We start from the raw sequence: 18,558 nt of genomic DNA, 5'->3' as shown, positions 1-18,558 counted from the left end.
GCGCACGCCTCTCGCCGGCCCGCGTGAGGCGTGCGCGGCCTTCCGGGCAGCCCGCGCTCCACTCCCCGTCGCACAGAGCGCGCCGCGGCTGTCCGCTGCACGTCGCCGACCGGATCGCGGCGATCGGGCCACCGCGGCCGGCCACCGCGCGGCCGTTCGCGCCTGCCGCCGCCGAGCCACACCCCGCGCCCCTCGCTCGGCGGATTCCCCGCATCCACCAGGAGCCCTGCCGTCATGAACGCATCGCACCATCAGGCACGCCCCAACCGCCGCCACTTCATCGCCGCCGCCGGAGCCGCCGCCATCGCGCTGAGCCTCGGCGCCCCCGCCTGGGCCACGGCCCGCCCCGCCGACCGGGGCCGCCCGGTCCCCGCCGGCACGGTCCCGCCGCGGCTCACCCCGCTCCCCCTGTCATCCATCGCGCTCCTGAACAGCCCCTTCCGCGAGAACATGCGGCGCACCTGCGCGTATCTGCTGTTCGTCGATCCGGACCGGCTGCTGCACACCTTCCGTCTCAACGCCGGCCTGCCGTCGTCCGCCGAACCCTGCGGCGGGTGGGAGGACCCGGCGGTCCAACTGCGCGGTCACAGCACCGGCCATCTGCTCTCCGGGCTGGCCCAGGCCCACGCCAACACCGGGGACGACGCCTACGCCGCCAAGGGGCGGGTCATCGTCGACGCCCTCGCGGCCTGCCAGGCCGCCGCCCGCTACACGCCTGGCTACCTCTCCGCCTTCCCCGAGCAGGTCTTCGACCAGCTGGAGGCCGGCGGCCGACCCTGGGCTCCGTACTACACGATCCACAAGATCATGGCCGGTCTGCTCGATCAGTATCTGCTGAGCGGCAACGACCAGGCCCTGGACGTGGTGCGTTCGATGGCCGCCTGGGTGGAGATCCGCACCTCGCGTCTGACGGTGGACCAGATGCAGACGCTGGTCCTCCGGGTGGAGTTCGGCGGCATGAACGAGGTCCTGTCGAACCTGTACCTGGTCACCGGCGACCCGGCGCATCTGCGCACCGCCCGTCGGTTCGACCACGAGGACCTGTACGGGCCGCTGGCCGCGGGCCGCGACGAACTGGACGGCCGCCACGCCAACACCGAGATCGCCAAGATCGTCGGCGCCGCGCGCGAGTACGAGGCCACCGGTGAGCAGCGCTACCGCGACATCGCCGCCTACTTCTGGGACACGGTCGTACATCACCACTCGTACGCCATCGGCGGCAACTCCAATCAGGAGTTCTTCGGTCCACCCGGCGAGATCGTCAGCCGGCTCTCCGAGGTGAGCTGCGAGAACTGCAACTCCTACAACATGCTCAAGCTGGGCCGGCAGCTCTTCCTTCACGACCCGGGCAATGCCGCGTACATGGACCACTACGAGTGGACCCTGTACAACCAGATGCTCGGCGAGCAGGACCCCGACTCCGAGCACGGCTTCGTGACGTACTACACGGGTCTGTGGGCGGGCTCGCAGCGCCAGGTCAAGGGCGGGCTCGGGACCGCGCCCGGCAGTTACAGCAGCGACTACGACAACTTCTCCTGCGATCACGGCACGGGCATGGAGACCCACACCAAGTTCGCCGACAGCATCTACTTCCGCTCCGCGGACGCACTGTGGGTCAACCTGTTCATCCCGTCCCAGGTGACATGGGCCGAGCGAGGGGTGACGCTGCGCCAGGAGACCCGCTACCCCGACGCGGACACCACCAGGCTCACGGTCACCTCCGGAGGCGGCCGGTTCACCCTGAAGGTACGAATCCCCGGCTGGCTGGCCGACCATCGCTCTCACGCCCGGGTCCGGGTCAACGGGCGCCCGGCCGGCGCCCACTCCGAACCGGGTACGTACCTTGCGCTGACCAGGAACTGGCGCTCCGGAGACGTGGTCGAGGTGACGCTGCCGATGGAGCCGGTCTGGCGTCCGGCGCCGGACAACCCGCAGGTGCGCTCCCTGTCCCACGGCCCGGTGGTCCTGGCAGGCGCGTACGGCAGCACCGTGTCCCCGACCATCCCTCACGTCGATCCCGTCTCAGTGGTTCGGCTGCCGCGGTCTTCGACGGCCTTCACCGCCACCGTTGATGGCGCCGCGGTGTCGCTGCTGCCCTTCCACCGGATCCAGCACCAGCACTACAACGTGTACTGGGCCGTCTCGCCCGAGGCCGGCCGCGAGCGCGAGATCGCCCACTACGCCTTCGACGAGGGCCACGGAAGCACCACCGCGGACTCCCTGCGTTCCTTCCCAGACGGAGAGTTGGCCGCGGGCGCCGACTGGACGGCGGGCCGCACCGGCGCCGCCGTCGCCCTGGACAGCGCCGCCGGCGGCCACGTGGTCCTGCCGCCCGGTCTGCTCACCGGTCTGGAGGAGCTGACCGTCAGCGCCTGGGTGCGTGTCGACTCGCTCAGCAACTCCGCCCGGGTGTTCGACCTCGGCTACCACAAGGACACCTACCTCTTCCTCGCCGTGCGCACCGGCACCGGGAAGGCCCGCGCTGCCCTGAAGATCGCGGGTATGGAGGCCGAGGACTTCATCGACGCCTCCGACGCCCTGCCGCAGGGCCGTTGGACGCATGTCGCCCTGACCGTCGGCGGCGGCACCGGCGTGCTGTACGTCGATGGCGTGGAGTCCGGGCGCAACGACGCGATGGTGAGCAGTCCGCTGCTGCTGGGCACTACCACGCACAACTACCTCGGCCGCTCGCAGAACTCCAAGCACCCGTATCTGCAGGGCGCCATCGACGGCTTCCGTGTCCACAACCGGGCGCTGTCCGCCACGGACGTCGCCGCGCTGTTCCGCGCGGACGCCTGATCCCGCGCCTCCACACCCCACCCCGTCCATCGCACCCGATCCAGGAGACCCCGTGTCCGCAGCCTTCCCCCGACGTGTCCGGCGCCGCCCGGCCCTCGTCACCGCCTCCGTCCTGACCGCACTGGTCACGATCCTGCCCCCGGCTGTGACCGCCCAGGCGGCACCCGCCGGCGTCACCGCCGTCACGCTGCGCACCCAGCACCTGAGCCAGGCACTCGGCATCGACGACACCACTCCTGACCTGAGCTGGCAGCTCAGCGGCGGCGGCACGGACGTCATCCAGCAGGCGTACCGCGTCCAGGCGGCCACCAGCCGCGCTCTGCTCACCAGCGGCCGTCCCGACCTGTGGGACTCGGGCCGGGTCGACTCCGACGCGCCGCGCACGACCTACGCCGGCAAGAAGCTCGGATCGCGCGCCCGTGTCTACTGGCGCGTGACGGTGTGGTCGAACACCACCCCGTCCCGCTGGAGCGACACCGCCGTCTTCGAGACCGGACTGACGAACCCGCAGGACTGGTCCGCGCAGTGGATCACCAACCCCGACTGGAAGCTGAGCACCCGAAAGGTGGAGCCGGTCGTCGTCCGGCTGCCGAAGACCACCGCCCGCTACGTCCGGCTCGACGTCACCAAGCTCGGCCTGCCGCTGGCCGACGACTTCCCGAACCGGTCCTGGCGGCTGCAGCTGGGGGAGATCGAGGTGCGCGACTCCGCCGTGCCGGACACGGACCTCGCCCAGGGCGCGGCCGTCATCGCCTCGGAGTCCAACACCCTGCGCAAGACCTGGGAACCCGGTCTCGCCGTCGACGGGATGACCAACAGCGCCCTGCAGACCGCGGCCGGGTACTCCAGCCAGGCCCACTCCGGCGCCGACGTGTCGTCCTCGCCGATCACCCTCACCCTCGACCTCAAGTCCGCCCGGACCTTCGACCAGGTCGTGCTCTATCCGCGCTCCGACGTCCTCACCGACGACGGCCGCGTGCCGAACTTCCCCGTCGACTACACCCTCTCCACCGGGGACGCGGCCACCGGACCGTTCGCCCCGGCCGCGAAGGTCACGGGCCAGCAGCCTCCGAAGCCGTACCTGCCCTCCGGCCTCCCGCTGTTCACCAAGGACTTCGCGCTTGGCAAGAAGGTGCGCAGCGCCCGCCTCCACGTGGCCGGCCTGGGCATCTACACGGCCGACGTCAACGGCCGGCCGGTCGGCGACGCCGTGCTGGAGCCCGCGAACACCACGTTCGCGGACCGTGTGCAGTACGCCACGTACGACGTCACCGACCTGCTGCGGCACGGCGACAACACCATCGGCGTCGCCCTCGGCAACGGCATGTCCAACGTGGTCAGCACCGCCGACCGGTACCGCAAGCTCTACGGGAACCTCAGCGACCCCAAGCTGATCGCCCAGCTGGAGGTGACCCTCGCCGACGGCACCGTCAAGCACATCGCCAGTGGCGCGGACTGGCGTACGGTACTGGGGCCGACCACGTCCTCGAACTGGTACGGCGGCGAGGACTACGACGCCCGCCACGAGATATCGGACTGGAACCAGCCGCATCAGGACCGCTCGGCCTGGTCGCCCGCGGTCACCGTGGACGGGCCCGGCACGCCCGGCCACCCGGCACAGCTCAGTGCCCGCGAGACCGAGCCGATCCGCGTCGAGGAGAACCTTGAGGGCACCGAGGTCTCCGGCGCCGCCCCGGGCAGCCGCATCTTCGACCTCGGCCGCAACATCGCCGGCTGGCCTGAGATCACACTGGCCGCACCGGCCGGGACGACCGTACGCGTCTACCCCGCGGAAAGCCTCAAGGACGGCCACGCCTTTCAGTCCATCAGCAACGTGGGCGCCCCCCTGTGGGACAACTACACCGCACGCGGCGCAAAGAGCGAGACCTGGCACCCGCAGTTCTCCTACCACGGCTTCCGCTACCTGGAGATCAAGGGCCTCCCGGCCGGAGCCACCATCTCCGTGCGCGGAAAGGCACTGCACACCGACAACGCTTCCGCGGGTGACTTCAAGAGCTCCGACGACCTGGTCAACGGCATCCACTCGATCATCCGCAGCGCCATCAAGAACAACATGATGAGCGTGCTCACCGACTGCCCGAGCCGGGAGAAGCTCGGCTGGCTGGAGCAGGACCAGCTCGTCTTCCCGGCCCTGGCCGCCAACTACGACATGGAGGCCTACCTGCGCAAGATCGTGCGGGACATGGCCGACGCACAGACCACCGAGGGCCTGGTCCCGAGCACCGTGCCGGAGTACACCAGCCTGCCGGGCGCTTACCGCAACGACTCCAACTGGGGCGGCGCCTTCGTCCTCGTGCCCTGGCAGCTCTACACCACGTACGGCGACGCCGACACGCTGCGCACCTACTACCCGGCCATGAAGAGGTACGTGGCGTTCCTGAAGACCCAGGTCTCCGACGGCGTCCTCGACTACGGGCTCGGCGACTGGTTCACCCCCGACAAGTCCTTCCCGCGTGCGGTCGCGGGCACCTACGGCTACTGGCGGGTGGTGGACGCACTCAGCCGGATCGCCGGCGTGCTCGGTAACGACGCCGACGCGGCGTCCTACCGCAGCGAGGCCGACGCGAGCGCCAAGGCGCTCACCCGGAAGTACTACGACACGGCGACGGGGACCTTCGGCGGTGGCGGCCAGGGCGCCGAGGTCCTCGCCCTCGACATGGGCGCGGTCCCCGACGACCAGCGGCAGCGGCTCCTCGACCACCTCGTCGGCAGCATCCGGGACGCGGGCTACCACCTGAACCTCGGTGAGATCTCACTGCCGGCGGCGTTCCGGGTGCTGTCCGGGGCGGGCCACGACGACATCGTGTACAAGATCGCCACGCAGACCACCAGCCCCAGCTACGGCTACCAGGTGGTGCACGGCAACACGGCGCTCGGCGAGTCCTGGGACGGCGGCCCCGGCCAGTCGCAGGACCACTTCATGCTCGGCGCGATCGACTCGTGGTTCACCAGCCGCCTCGCCGGGATCCAGCAGGCGCCCGGCGCGGCCGGCTACCAGAAGCTGCTCGTCGCGCCGGCCGTCGTGGGGGACCTGGCCTCCGCATCCGGCTCCTACACCACGCCGTACGGCAAGGTCTCCACCTCCTGGCACCGCGACGGCTCGGCCTACCGCCTGCGGGTGACCGTGCCGGCGGGGGCCACGGCGGAGGTCCACGTGCCGGTCACCTCAGGGGCCGTCCGGGCCGACCGGGGCGCCCGCATGCTGCGCACCGAGGGCGGCACGGCGGTGTACGAGGTCGGCTCCGGTGACTGGTCCTTCGCCTCCGTCTACACCCCGGCCGGGGACTGATCCCGGCACCGCCGGGTGGTGTCCTGAGAGACCTCCGCCCGCGCGGACGCCGACCTGGTCCTCACCACGCTCGAGTACGCCCTCGCCTCCCGCGAGGTTGAGCCCGGCACGCTCGTGCATCATGCAGACGATGAACTCGGCCCTTGCGCCCGGGTCGAGAGGCTGGGCAGCTGACGCTACCGAGCGCGGCGTCAGCTCGGCCCCGCCTACAGTACGCGGGTGCGCAGCAGTCGGCGTTTCTGGATGCTGACGGCGGGTGACGCCTGCTGTGTCGCGTCGGGCGGCAGTTGCCTTCGGCATCGGTGGCGTCTGTGCTGGTTGGCCGGCCTGGCATGCCGCACGGATCGAGCTGCACCTCCTGCCGTCCTACGCCCCGAGTTGGACCCCGACGGGCTGGTCAGCGCTGATACCTCGAGCGCAGCCTTCCGATGCACAGCCGAGTCTGAGAACGGGCCGAACTCGCTGCCGAAACCAGCCGGTTCCTCCACCGCCGCCAGCGCCAACCCCGCATCGTCCGCAACTACTCCCAAGGCTCTCACGTGTGTTACGCCCTGGAATAGAGAGATTTGAGCTTCGTGTCGTTGCCGGAGTCCAGGCAGTCGGTGCGGGCGGTACTTCTGCCACTCCTGTGCACACCCATTGACACTGTCCTCGGCCCCTTCATAGGGTCCGAGGTAGAGGGTATTGATACGTTTCAATTCGGCAAGCCAGGCCTGTGACTCCCGAGTTGACGCTCTTGTTGCACTTCACATCGCTCCAACTGCGCTTCCTGTCTTTCGCGGAAGTGGCAGCAGTCGTGTCCGGTTGAATCATTCAAATCCCTTCCTGGGAGCATGTGCATGAGCCTTCAGTGGCCGTTCCCGTTCCCGTTCCGGTCCAGTCTTCGGTCCGGTGTTGTCGCGACGGCCTTCGGGCTGACGCTTGCCCTTGCCCCGCCCGCGGTTGCGGACCGCGCAGGGCCCGATCACAGCCCCCAGGCGCCGGCCGGTCTCACGGTCGGTGACCGGGTCGACCCGTCGGCCGTCGACGGGGCACCCCCGTTCGGCTGGCTGCCGCGCGACGTCGACAGCGACGAGGTGCAGTCGGCGTACGAGCTGGTCGTGCGCGACAGCGCGGGGCGCACGGTCTGGGACAGCGGCAAGGTGCCCGGCGCGCGGCAGTCCTGGGTTTCCTACGCCGGTCCCGGCCTCGCGCCGGGCACGGAGTACCGCTGGACGGTGCGGACCTGGGACCGCGAGGGCGCGGTGTCGCCGTACGCGCGCCCCACGACGTTCGTCACCGGCCTCGGTGACGCGGACTGGTCGGGCGCGCAGTGGATCCGCAGGCCCGCCACCGGCAACGACGCGGACAACCAGTGGATCGCCGCCCGCAAGGTGATGCGGGTGTCCGGGGGCAGTCCGGTGACCGGTGCCCGCGTCTACACCGCCGCCGTGGGGGACTGGCAGGTCCAGGCGAACGGGCGCACGGTGCAGCGCGGCTCGTCGTACGAGTACGCGGGCGAGGGCTTCTACGACGTCGCGGAACTCAAGGGTGTCGAGGCGGGAGAGGAGCTGCCGGTCGGCGTCGTCACGCACTACTGGAACTGCAAGTGCCAGGGGCGCGCCAATGGTCCTGCCGGCCCGGAGGGTCCCGACGGTCTGCTCGTGAAGGTCGTGGTCGACCACGAGGACGGCACCCGGGACGTGATGGTGTCCGACGGCTCCTGGAAGGTGCGCCGCTACGACCCGCAGACCGTCGACACCGTGGCGTTCCGGAACAAGGACGCGGGCGACCGGGTCGAGTACTACGACGCCCGGGCGGAGTTGACGGGCTGGGACAAGGCCGGTTACGACGACGGCAGTTGGTCCGGCGCCACGGTGGTCGGCCCGCACCCGCGACCGAACCCGGCCGACTGCTCCTCGTACGCGTCCGGTTCATCACCCTGTGCCTTCACCCACCTGTCCGCGACGAACGCCCACCTGACCCGCACGGTGGTCCACCCGAAGTCCCTGCTCCGCCTCCCGGACGGCACCGTCTTCGCCGACTTCGGCAAGGTCAACTCCGCCGTTCCCTCGGTGCGCTTCCAACACGGCGTGGCAGGGTGGCAGTTGACTTTCACCACCAGCTACCGGCGCAGCAACTCCACGCTGACAGCGGCCGTACGCGCCGGGGACACCACGGTGACCCTCGCCAGTACGGGCAACCTGCACGTCGGCGACCGTGTCACCGTCGACGCCCCCGCGACCGGATACGGCGCGGGCGACCCGGAAACCCGCACTGTGACGGCGGTGGACGGGAAGACCGCCACCCTCGACCGGGCGCTTGGCAAGGACCACGCCGCCGGGAGCTGGGTGGAGAACTCCCGCGCCGGCACGTCGGCCCTCGACACCCAGGGCAGCAACATGCGCTTCTTCCACACCCAGCGGGACGGCGCCCAGGTCGCGCAGCCGTTCACGTACTGGGGCTGGCGCTATCTGCAGATCAGCGACCCCGGCGAGAAGCTGACCACCGACGACATCACGGCCGTCGTGCAGTACACCGACGCCGCCCACCCGGCCACCTTCTCCAGCAGCGACGACACCCTCGATGACGTCTTCGCGCTCATGCAGCACTCGGCGCTGCAGTCGGCGCAGAACGTCTTCCTCGACACCCCGACCCGGGAGAAGGGCCAGTTCCTCGGCGACGCCATCGACGAGTCGTACGCGACCATGGCGGCCTCCGGGGAGCGGAGCCTGACCCGGCAGGCGATCGTCTCCTTCATGAACTCCCAGGCGCGGTACTGGAAGAACGGCGCCATGAACGCCGTCTACCCCAACGGCGACGGCAAACGGGACATCCCCGACTACACCGAGATGTTCCCCGAGTGGGTGCTGCGCTACTACCGGACCACCGGCGACCGGGAGTTGCTGGCGCAGGCCCTGCCCGTGATGAAGAACATTTCCGACTACATATCGTCCGCCGTCGACAGCCGCGGTCTGGTGGCCGACCTGCCCGGCGGCAGTGGCGCGTACAAGTACGGAATCATCGACTGGCCCGCCCCCATGCGCTACGGCTACGTCACGGACGGCAACGTCAACCGCACCGTCGTCAACGCCCTCGGTGTGGGCGCGCTGCGCTCGACGGCCGAGGCCGCCGACGCCCTCGGTGACGCGGACGCCCACACCCTGTACGACGGCCGGGCGGAGCGTCTGACCGCCGCGATGCGCGCCCAGCTGCGCGACCCCGGGAGCGGCGCCTGGTCCGACGGCCTGACCGCCACCGGCAGCCGCATCGACCACGCCGGCCAGCACGCGCAGACCTTCCCTGTCGCCTACGGGGCCGCAACTGCCGCCGAATACCCGGAACTCGGCGAGCGCATCTCCGCACTCGGCATGCAGCAGGGGCCGATGACCCTGCGCACGCTGCTCGAAGCCCTGCGCGTCACCGACCGCCCGGACACCGTGGTGGATCTCCTCACCGACCCGCGCCACGACGGCCCGGCCCAGGTGCTTGCCGAGGGCGGCACCTTCCTGTGGGAGCAGTGGACCCCCGGCTGCGAGACCTCCGACTGCACCGGTGCCCAGGTGTCCCAGAGCAGCAGCGAAAGCCTCTCCCACGGGTGGGGCGGAGCAGGGATCAACGGTGTCATCGAGAGCGTCCTCGGCCTGACCGTCACCTCGCCGGGCGCCGCCACGGTCCGTATCGCCCCGGCGGACAAGGGCCTCGACCACGCCTCCGGCACGCAGTGGACCGAGCGCGGCACCGTCGGCGTGGACTGGCGCAGGAACCGCTACGGCGTGGACACCGACGTCACCGTCCCGGTCAACGTGACGGCGACCGTCGCCCTGCCGGTGGTTCCCGGCGGCGCCTACCGCGTCACGGGCCAGGTCGTTCGCTACGTCGGCATCGAGGACGGCCGGGCCGTCTACCGCGTCGGGTCCGGACACGTGTCGTTCCACGCCCGGTCCACCGACTGAACGCGGAGGCCTCGCCATGAAGCAGCACAGAAGGCAGCACAGAGAGCATCGGCGCGGCGCGCGAGCACTGGCCCGGGCCGTCCTCGGCCTGTGCACCGCCGTGGCCCTTACGGGCCTGGCGCCGGCCGGCAACTCCGCTGCCGCGACCGTGAGTTCAGGGCGTCACGCCCACGCCGTCGCGTCCACAGGCACGGTCGTGGTGGCGAAGCCCGACTCCACGCGCGTGATCCACAACGTCGGCACGTCCACCGTCACCGTGCGCCCCGGCGCGACCGTACGCCAGACACTCGGCCGCCTGACCGCATCCGACCGCTCCCGCCAGAGCCGCGCGATCGTCGACGCGTCCGGTGCCGTCCGGCGCGACGGTCCGGTCGTGGCGGGTGACCGGCTCACGGTCCGCGCCGAGGACGGCCGCTCCGAGGGGAGTTACGCGCTGGCCGTGCACGACCCGGGCGCCGCGGGGCGCGACGGCGCCTACTGGAACCAGCCGCTCTACGAGCGGATCGACTCCACCGTCAACGCCCACGTCCCGGTCTTCCCCGACCGCCGCTGCGACATCACCGACCCCGCCTACCGGTCCCAGGTCCGCCAGGTCACGGAGCGGTACGCCGTCGGGAACGAGGCCGGTGACCCCGCGGCCAAGACCTCGCCCCTGGTGTACGACTCCCAGCGGGTGTGGTTCTACGGCGACGCCGTCAACGCTGCGATCAAGGACTGCCACGACGCGGGCGGCGGCACCGTCGTCGTCCCGCCGCGAGGCTCCCTGAACGAGAACGGGGCCTACTACTCAGGCGCCATCAACCTGCTCAGCGGCGTCAACCTGCGCGTCGAGACCGGCGCCGTCGTGAAGTTCATGCGGGACAGGACCAACGAGTTCTACCCGGTCGTGCGCACCAGCTACGAAGGAACCGACCTCTACAGCTACTCGCCGCTCATCTACGCCCTGCACCAGCACGACATCGCGGTGAGCGGCGGAGGGACGCTCGACGGCCAGGAGGACATGTGGAACTGGCGCCCCTGGAAGAAGGGTTACTGGGGCGAGCTCTCGGTGGAGGACAAGGACCCGGACGGCTCCTACGGGCAGAACGGTGTTCTCAACCGCATGAACTTCGAGGACACCCCGGTCGAACAGCGCCTCTTCAGCGACGACGGCCACCTGCCGAAGACGATTCCCGTCGTCGAGGACGGCCAGGTCCGCCACGTCGCACCGCCCGCCGGGGCCAAGGCCATGAAGTCGACGTTCCGCCCCTCCTTCATCCAGCCCAACGAATCGACGAACGTACTGATCGAGGACGTGAAGATTCGCAACACGCCGTTCTGGATCGTCCATCCCCTCAGCTCGGCCGACGTCCTGATCCGCGGCCTCGACATCTACAGCGACAAGACGAAGGACTTCGAGGTCAAGGGCTGGAACAACGACGACGGCATCGACCCCGAGTCGAGCCGCGACGTGGTCATGGAGCACAACCACGTCACCGTCAGCGACGACGGTGCCGCCGTCAAGGCCGGCCGCAACGTCAACGGGCGCGAGCACCGGGCGCCGAGCGAACGCATCATCATCCGCGACTCCGACTATCGCAACGAGGCCGGGAACTCCGCCGCCATCTCCATGGGAAGCGAGATGTCGGGCGGAATCCGCGACGTCTTCATCCACGACAACGTCTTCGACGGCCACGGCATGGCCATGGCCCTGAAGATCAAGACGAATTCCACCCGCGGCGGCGCTGTGGAGAGCATCTATCTGCGCGACAGCCTGCTGCAGTACGCCGTCCGGTCCCTGGTCGAACTCGACAGCAACTACAACGAGACCGTGCCGTTCCCGAACGCGGACGCCTTCGACCCCCAGGTCCGCAACATCTATGTGGACCGTGTCGACACAGGCCCCGACATGCCGCCCGCCACGACCAGCTTCTCCTTCCGCAGCGCCGCGTCCCGCTCCCCGGTGGAGAACGTCCGCTACCGCGACTCCGTCTACCACTCGACCAGCACCCTCGCGGCGGGCTTCGCGGACAACAAGAACATCAAGGACCTCGTCGTCGACAACGTCACCTACATCAACCCGCAGACCGGCGCCACCACCCGCTACGACACCACACCGCTGCGCCTCCTCGACGCGACGCGGGCGGTCCCGGACACCGGTGACGCGACCGGCCTGACCGCGGCCGATGCCGGCCGCCCCGACACCGTCACACCGGTTCCCGGGCGCACGTTCCGGATCGCCGGCGCGATGGACCTCTCCACGGCACCCGACTTCCCGCGCACCGGCACACTGCGCATCCTCGTCGACCGCGACGACACACCCGTCCCGGTACACGTCCGGGCCGACGGCACCTTTCTCAGCGACCCCGTCGCCCTGGACGACGACCAGAGCTGGTACCGCGACCGGCACTACGTGTCCGTGAACTTCTGGGCGGACAACGGCATCGACATCAACACGAGCGTCTACCAGGTGGCCGTGTCCACCCAGCGAGGAAGGAACGGTTCATGACCGACCAGCCGCAAGTCTCCCGCAGAGCCTTCGTCGGGGGAGTCGTCGCCCTGACCTCCGCGACGCTGATGTCCCGCGTCCTGCAAGCGGAGTCGGCGGTGGCCGCCGAACCCGGTACGGACGGCACCGGCACCCGCATCGACCGGCACGCGCTGGTGTCCCGGCACCGCGTCGTCCGGCACAGCAGCGACCTCGATCTGCCCGTCCAGGTCGGCAACGGCCGGTTCGCCTTCGGCGCCGACGTGACCGGACTGCAGACCTTCGTACCGTTCAACACCCTCTCCGACTGGGGCTGGCACGCAGACGCCCTGCCGGCGGGCAAGGAGATCGCGGACTACCGGGGCACCGTCTGGGGCACGTACGGCCGCGACATCTCCTACTGGACGGACGACGACAACGAGCCCGAACTCCACAACTGGCTGCGCGAGAACCCCCACCGGGCGAACCTCGGCCGCATCGGCATGCGGCTGCTCAAGGCGGATGGGACCGAGGCGGCCGAGTCCGACCTCACGGACACCGTGCAGGAACTCGACCCGTGGACGGGCGTCCTGCGCAGCGCGTTCCGCCTCGAAGGACACCGGGTCACCGTCGAGACCGCCTGTCACCCCGGCCAGGACGCCATGGGCGTACGCATCGAGTCCGCACTCGTCCGGCTCGGGCGCCTCTCGGTCTTCCTGGACTTCCCGTACGCCACCGCGGCCGGACGCAACAAGTTCGAGGCGCCGTACGTCGGCCTCTGGGACCGCCCCGAGCTGCACACCACCGTGCTGCACCGCCGAGGCCGCACACCGGTCGTCACCCACACCATGGACGCCACCCGCTACGAGGTCGGCCTGGCGCTGTCTCCGGGCGCCCGCGTCAGCCGCAGTGATCCGGGTCGGCACCGCTACGAAGTCGTAGGCGAAGGTGACCAGTTGGACGTAGCCGCCCTCTTCGCGCCCGAGGTGCGAGGCGCCGTGCCGAGGGCCGGCGAGGTGGTGCGCCAGAGCGGGACCTGGTGGCCGCGGTTCTGGCGGACCGGCGGGGCGGTCGACCTCTCGGCGAGCGAGGACCCGCGCTGGCGCGAGCTGGAGCGCCGCATCGTCCTGAGCCAGTACCACCTGGCCGTGAACGACGCCGGCAACGACCCCGCCCAGGAGTCAGGACTCGTCAACAACGGCTGGTACGGCAAGTTCCACATGGAGATGTACTGGTGGCACGCCTTCCAGTACGCGCTCTGGAACCGTTGGCCGCTCCTGGACCGCGGCACCGACATCTACGAGCGGTTCCTGCCTACGGCGCGACGCCTCGCCACGTCCCAGGGCTTCCGCGGCGCCCGCTGGCCGAAGATGACGACGACATACGGCGACGCGATCGGCCGCGAGTCGCCCGGCACCCCGACCTGTCTGCTGATCTGGCAGCAGCCCCACCCTCTCTTCCTCGCGGAACTCGACCATCAGGCCCACCCGGGACGCAGCACCCTGCTCAAGTGGCGCGAAGTCGTCCACGAGAGTGCGGAGTTCATCGCCTCGTTCGCCCACCGCGAGGAGAGCGGCCGCTATGTCATCGGCCCGCCGATCATGTGCTGCAACGAACGCAACCCACCCGCCCAGACCCTGAACCCGGCCTTCGAACTGTCCTACTGGCGCTTCGGTCTGCGCATCGCCCAGGAGTGGCGCGAGCGCCTCGGCATGGCGCGTGAGCCGTACTGGGACGAGGTCCTCGACGGCCTGGCGCCGCTGCCCGTCGAGGACGGCGTGTATGTGCTGTACGAGGGCGTGCCCGACATGTGGACCGAGTACAACACCAACCACCCCGATCCCGTCGCGCCGTTCGGGATGCTGCCCGGTGACGGAGTCGACGTGGAGACCATGCGGGCGACGACCCAAAAGGTCCGCGAGACCTGGCCGGTCACCGACCTGTACAGCTGGGACTTCCCGCTCCTGGCGCTGAACGCCGCCCGCCTCGGCGACCCGGACTCGGCCGTGGAGTACCTGCTCCATGAGCGGTTCGGGTTCACCGGCACCGGCCTGCCCGCCAGCGGGAAGAGCGGGGTGCCGTCCCCGTACTTCCCGGCCGCCGGAGGCCTGCTCTACGCCGTCGCGATGATGTGCGCCGGCTGGCGCGACTCTCCTGGCGGCCCCGCGGGCGAGCGGGGGCGTCCCGGCCCGCGGGGCCTGGCCCCGGGATTCCCGGACCAGGGTTGGACGGTCTGTTGGGAGGGACTCACGCCCGCCTTGTGACCGCCGCCAGAACCGGTCGTCGTCCACGTCCGTAGCGGCGACAGGCCGGACGCGTCGCCTGCGGTGCCTTCGCCGCCGAGACGAGCTCCACGCCTGGGCGGCCGACCCCGACGGCACCTCGGCGGCGGTTGCCACCGAGGTGTCTGCATGGTGCTCAGCCACCTTGCCGCAATGATGTTTCTGGAGCGGTGCGACGGCGCAGCCACCGCTGGCGGAACATCAGATGCATGCGGGGCGTCGGATGTCAGGATCACCGCACAATATCGGCGGAGTCGAGGAGCTCCTCGGGATCGCCGCTGTCGTGGCGGTACTTGAAGTCGCACCCGCGGCCGCACGCGTGGTCCATGGCCATCGCATGAACAGGCCATACGCACGATGAGAGTCGTCGAGCGCGTGACTGGCCCTCGGCCAGAGGGGGCGCCAGGCAGGACCCGGCCGAAGGGGCTCAGGATGATCGAGATGGCGGATATCCGTGAGTGGCGTACACAGGACGTGATGGACGTCGGAGGGCACAAGATCGGAGTGCTTGAGGCCGTCTATGTGGACACCAGCACGGACGAGCCGTGCGCCTGCCGAAAATCTCGTCCGTGCTGGTCAAGCAGCATGTCGGTACTCGTGGAGGGTGCCGCCGAGCCGGTCGTGTCGGCGTATGTCGAGACGGGTGATTTCGTTGGGGTCGGTGATGGGTTGGGGCACTGGGCGGAGTGGAGCTGCCTGTCCCATGGCCTGGTGGGGACGGTGGGTGTTGTGATGGGTTTCGAATTCGCGCAGGACGTGGCGGAGGTGACGCTCGTTCCAGATGAGGGTGCGATCCAAGAGTTCGTGGCGGCAGGTCTGCACCCACCGCTCCAGGATCGCGTTCATGCGCGGGGTGCGGATGCCGCTGAAGGCGACCTCGATGCCGGAGTCGGCGAGGATCCGGTCGAACAAGGCGGGGAACTTCGCGTCGCGGTCTCGGATCAGGTACCGCGCCTGGGCGCCGGCATCCTCGAGGTCCATGACCAGCTTCTTCGCGGCTTGGGCGACCCAGGCCGCGTTCGGGTGCGTGGTGGTGCCGAGGACGCGGACGCGACGGGTGGCGTGTTCGATGACGGCCAGGATGTAGTGGCGTTGGCCGGTCAGGGTGACGCTTTCGATGAAGTCGCAGGCCAGCAGGGCGTCGGCCTGAGAGCGCAGGAACGCTGCCCAGGTGGTGGCGGTCCGGTCGGGGGCGGGGTCGATGCCTTGTTGTTTGAGGATTTCTCAGACGGTGGGGGCGGCGATCTTGATGCCGAGGGTGGGGAGTTCGCCGTGAACTCTGCGGTATGCCCAGTGTGGGTTCTCGCGGACCAGACGCAGGATCAGCAGGCGGATCGAGCGGACGGTGCGTGGCCGTCCGGGCCGTTTGGGGCGGGAGGTCTTGGCGTGGTGTCGCTTGACGAGGTCGCGGTGCCAGCGGAGCACGGTGTCCGGGTGGACGAGGAGCCGCGGCCGGCGCGGGACCGCGCGGGGCGGTGGTGTCAGCAGCGCGGCGAGGAAGGCTCGGTCCTCGGATCGGAACGCGGTCTTGGCGGGGCTGAGTTGTCGCTGCAGGACGGTTATCTGGTGGCGGAGCGCGAGGATCTCGATGTCTTTGTCGCGGGCGTTCATCGGCAGTAAGCGCAGCGCGGCGAAGGCGTGGGTGACGGCGAGATAGGCGAAGCGGATCAGCACAATTGGTGATCACGCCGTGTCCAGGGAGCGTGGCCGGGGAACGGGGTTGTGACCTGCACGGACGATATTTCCGTCAGGCGCAGGGCGCCGATGTGGTGATGGTCGTCGCCCCGTACTACGAGACGCTGCGCTACCTGCGTACCGTCGCCGACTCCGTGGCCATCCCGGTGATGCTCTACAACATCCCGGACGCCACCAGCGTCAACCTCGACCCCGACACCGTCGGCAAGCTCGCCCGCGAGCAGGAGAACATCCGCTACATCAAGGACACCAGCGCCGACATGGCGCAGGCCGGGCAGCTCATCCACCGCCACGGCGACGTCATCGACACGTTCCTCGGCTGGGACAGCCTGCTGCTCGCCTCGGTCGCCGAAGGCGCCGCCGGTGTCATGGCGGGCACGGCCAACGTGATGGCCGCCGACCTCGTCGGCGTCCACCAGGCGCTCACCGACAGCGACTTGGCCCTCGCGCGCGAGCGCTGGGCGCGCATCTACCCGCTGATGGACACCCTGATGACTGGCGGCCCTTTCATCCAGGGCGTGCGCGCCGCAATGGAGGAGATCGGCCTGCCGGTCGGCCCACCGCGCGAGCCGCTGCTGCCGGTCGACGACGCCCACCGCCGCCGTATCGCTGCCGCTGTCGCGGACCTGCCGCACCTGACCGTCCGCGACTGACGTACCAGAAGGAGCGTCAGGGGAGCGGTCGGGGTGGGTCTGCTTCCAAAGCAGTCGGTCCTCGAGATGGATCAGGACCGGGGCACCGGTCGCGTCCGCCAGGGCGGGGGCGGCGTCGATGTGGTCGTCGTGTCCGTGCGTGCAGACGATGGCCTTGAGCCGCCGGTCCCCGATGGCCTCGGCGATGGCTCCGGCATCGTGTGCCGCGTCTATGACGATCACTTCTTCGTCATCGCCCACGATCCAGACATTGTTGTCCACCTCCCATGTGCCGCCGTCCAGACTGAAGGTGCCGGACGTGACGAGGTGCTCGACGCGCGGGCCGCCGCCCGTCACAGGGTCACCACCGAGCGCAGCACGTCGCCCTTGTGCATCCGGGCGAAGGCGTCCTCGACGTCCTCCAGGGCGATGGTCTCCGATACGAACGCGTCGAGATCCAGGCGGCCTTGAAGGTAGAGGTCGATGAGCAGAGGGAAGTCGCGCGACGGCAGGCAGTCGCCGTACCAGCTCGACTTCAGTGACCCGCCGCGGCCGAAGACGTCAAGGAGGGACAGCTCCAGTGTCATCTCGGGGGTCGGTACTCCGACGAGCACGACCGTTCCGGCCAAGTCGCGGGCGTACAAGGCCTGTTGATACGTCTCCGGTCGGCCGACGGCGTCGATGACCACGTCCGCGCCGAAGCCGCCGGTCAGTTCGCGGATCGCCTCGATCGCGTCGGTCTCCCGCGAGTTGACCGTGTGCGTGGCGCCCAGGGTGGTGGCCGTCGCAAGCTTACGGTCGTCGAGATCCACGGCGATGATCTTCGCAGCGCCCGCGAGGCGGGCGCCTGCCACGGCCGCGTCACCGACCCCGCCGCAGCCGATGACGGCCACAGAGTCGCCTCGGGTGACCCCTCCGGTGTTGATCGCGGCGCCGAGCCCCGCCATGACGCCGCAACCCAACAGGCCCGCGGCCGCGGGTGACGCGGCCGGGTCGACCTTGGTGCACTGTCCGGCGGCGACGAGGGTCTTCTCCGCGAACGCACCGATACCCAGGGCGGGGGTGAGCTCGGTGCCGTCGGCCAGCGTCATCTTCTGTCGCGCGTTGTGCGTGTCGAAGCAGTACTGGGGGCGCCCACGCCGGCAGGCCCGGCAACGCCCGCACACCGCACGCCAGTTGAGGATGACAAAGTCACCCGGAGCCACGTCGGTGACGTCGGCGCCCACCGACTCCACCACGCCCGCCGCCTCGTGTCCCAGGAGGAATGGGAACTCGTCGTTGATCCCGCCCTCGCGGTAGTGCAGGTCGGTGTGGCACACCCCGCAGGACTGGATCCGTACCACCGCCTCGCCCGGGCCCGGATCGGGGATCAGGATGGTCTCGATGGCGACGGGCTCGCCCTTCGCCCGTGCGACAACTCCACGTACGTGCTGAGGCATTGCGCAGTCCTCTCGAGTGG

Annotated in this window: 7 protein-coding genes and 3 pseudogenes; 7 read left to right on the top strand and 3 right to left on the bottom strand. The window is 69.9% G+C overall.

Annotated features, from left to right (window positions below; translation table 11 throughout):
• The first annotated feature begins 234 nt into the window (after positions 1–234).
• From OHA58_RS02010 to OHA58_RS01985, 6 genes and pseudogenes are all read left to right on the top strand, one after another.
• Positions 235–2,799: a beta-L-arabinofuranosidase domain-containing protein gene (locus tag OHA58_RS02010; RefSeq protein ID WP_405475684.1), complete on the top strand. Its 2,565-nt coding sequence runs from the start codon at positions 235–237 to the stop codon at positions 2,797–2,799.
• A 52-nt stretch (positions 2,800–2,851) separates the two neighbouring features.
• On the top strand, positions 2,852–6,109 hold the full coding sequence (locus OHA58_RS02005; RefSeq protein ID WP_405475681.1) for a family 78 glycoside hydrolase catalytic domain: 3,258 nt from the start codon (positions 2,852–2,854) through the stop codon (positions 6,107–6,109).
• Positions 6,110–6,948: 839 nt separating this feature from the next.
• Positions 6,949–10,044 carry an alpha-L-rhamnosidase N-terminal domain-containing protein gene (locus tag OHA58_RS02000; RefSeq protein WP_405475678.1) on the top strand — a complete coding sequence of 1,032 codons (3,096 nt, stop codon included), beginning with the start codon at positions 6,949–6,951 and terminating at the stop codon, positions 10,042–10,044.
• Positions 10,045–10,060: 16 nt separating this feature from the next.
• Positions 10,061–12,532, top strand: a complete 2,472-nt coding sequence (locus OHA58_RS01995; protein WP_405475675.1) for a glycoside hydrolase family 28 protein — start codon at positions 10,061–10,063, stop codon at positions 12,530–12,532.
• Positions 12,529–14,754 carry a hypothetical protein gene (locus OHA58_RS01990; protein WP_405475672.1) on the top strand — a complete coding sequence of 742 codons (2,226 nt, stop codon included), beginning with the start codon at positions 12,529–12,531 and terminating at the stop codon, positions 14,752–14,754. Before OHA58_RS01995 ends, OHA58_RS01990 begins: the two co-directional genes overlap by 4 nt.
• A gap of 450 nt (positions 14,755–15,204) precedes the next feature.
• Positions 15,205–15,318: pseudogene (locus OHA58_RS01985) on the top strand (PRC-barrel domain containing protein); the annotation flags it as partial.
• Between the two features lie 30 nt (positions 15,319–15,348).
• Here the strand turns inward: OHA58_RS01985 and OHA58_RS01980 are convergent.
• Positions 15,349–16,446, bottom strand: a pseudogene (locus tag OHA58_RS01980) (integrase core domain-containing protein).
• Between the two features lie 98 nt (positions 16,447–16,544).
• On the opposite strand from OHA58_RS01980, the gene OHA58_RS01975 reads away from it, so the two are divergent.
• Positions 16,545–17,120 carry a dihydrodipicolinate synthase family protein gene (locus OHA58_RS01975; protein WP_405475669.1) on the top strand — a complete coding sequence of 192 codons (576 nt, stop codon included), beginning with the start codon at positions 16,545–16,547 and terminating at the stop codon, positions 17,118–17,120.
• Here OHA58_RS01975 and OHA58_RS01970 read toward each other — a convergent pair.
• Positions 17,103–17,456 (bottom strand): annotated as a pseudogene (locus tag OHA58_RS01970) (MBL fold metallo-hydrolase); the annotation flags it as partial. The gene OHA58_RS01975 and the pseudogene OHA58_RS01970 overlap by 18 nt on opposite strands.
• Entirely contained in the window at positions 17,453–18,538 is a 1,086-nt protein-coding gene (locus tag OHA58_RS01965) for an S-(hydroxymethyl)mycothiol dehydrogenase (RefSeq protein ID WP_405475666.1), read from the bottom strand. The pseudogene OHA58_RS01970 and the gene OHA58_RS01965, both read right to left, overlap by 4 nt.
• Positions 18,539–18,558 lie beyond the last annotated feature (20 nt).

The organism is Streptomyces sp. NBC_00009 (assembly GCF_045040855.1).
Lineage (GTDB): Bacteria > Actinomycetota > Actinomycetes > Streptomycetales > Streptomycetaceae > Streptomyces > Streptomyces aureus.
This window is presented reverse-complemented; position numbering and strand designations above follow the sequence as displayed.

What these genes read in the sequence shown, in the direction of transcription:
- OHA58_RS01990 (WP_405475672.1), top strand. Translation starts at nt 12,529, where the DNA reads ATGACCGACCAGCCGCAAGTCTCCCGCAGAGCCTTCGTCGGGGGAGTC.
- OHA58_RS01995 (WP_405475675.1), top strand. Translation starts at nt 10,061, where the DNA reads ATGAAGCAGCACAGAAGGCAGCACAGAGAGCATCGGCGCGGCGCGCGA.
- OHA58_RS02000 (WP_405475678.1), top strand. Translation starts at nt 6,949, where the DNA reads ATGAGCCTTCAGTGGCCGTTCCCGTTCCCGTTCCGGTCCAGTCTTCGG.
- OHA58_RS01965 (WP_405475666.1), bottom strand. Translation starts at nt 18,538, where the DNA reads ATGCCTCAGCACGTACGTGGAGTTGTCGCACGGGCGAAGGGCGAGCCC.
- OHA58_RS01975 (WP_405475669.1), top strand. Translation starts at nt 16,545, where the DNA reads ATGGTCGTCGCCCCGTACTACGAGACGCTGCGCTACCTGCGTACCGTC.
- OHA58_RS02010 (WP_405475684.1), top strand. Translation starts at nt 235, where the DNA reads ATGAACGCATCGCACCATCAGGCACGCCCCAACCGCCGCCACTTCATC.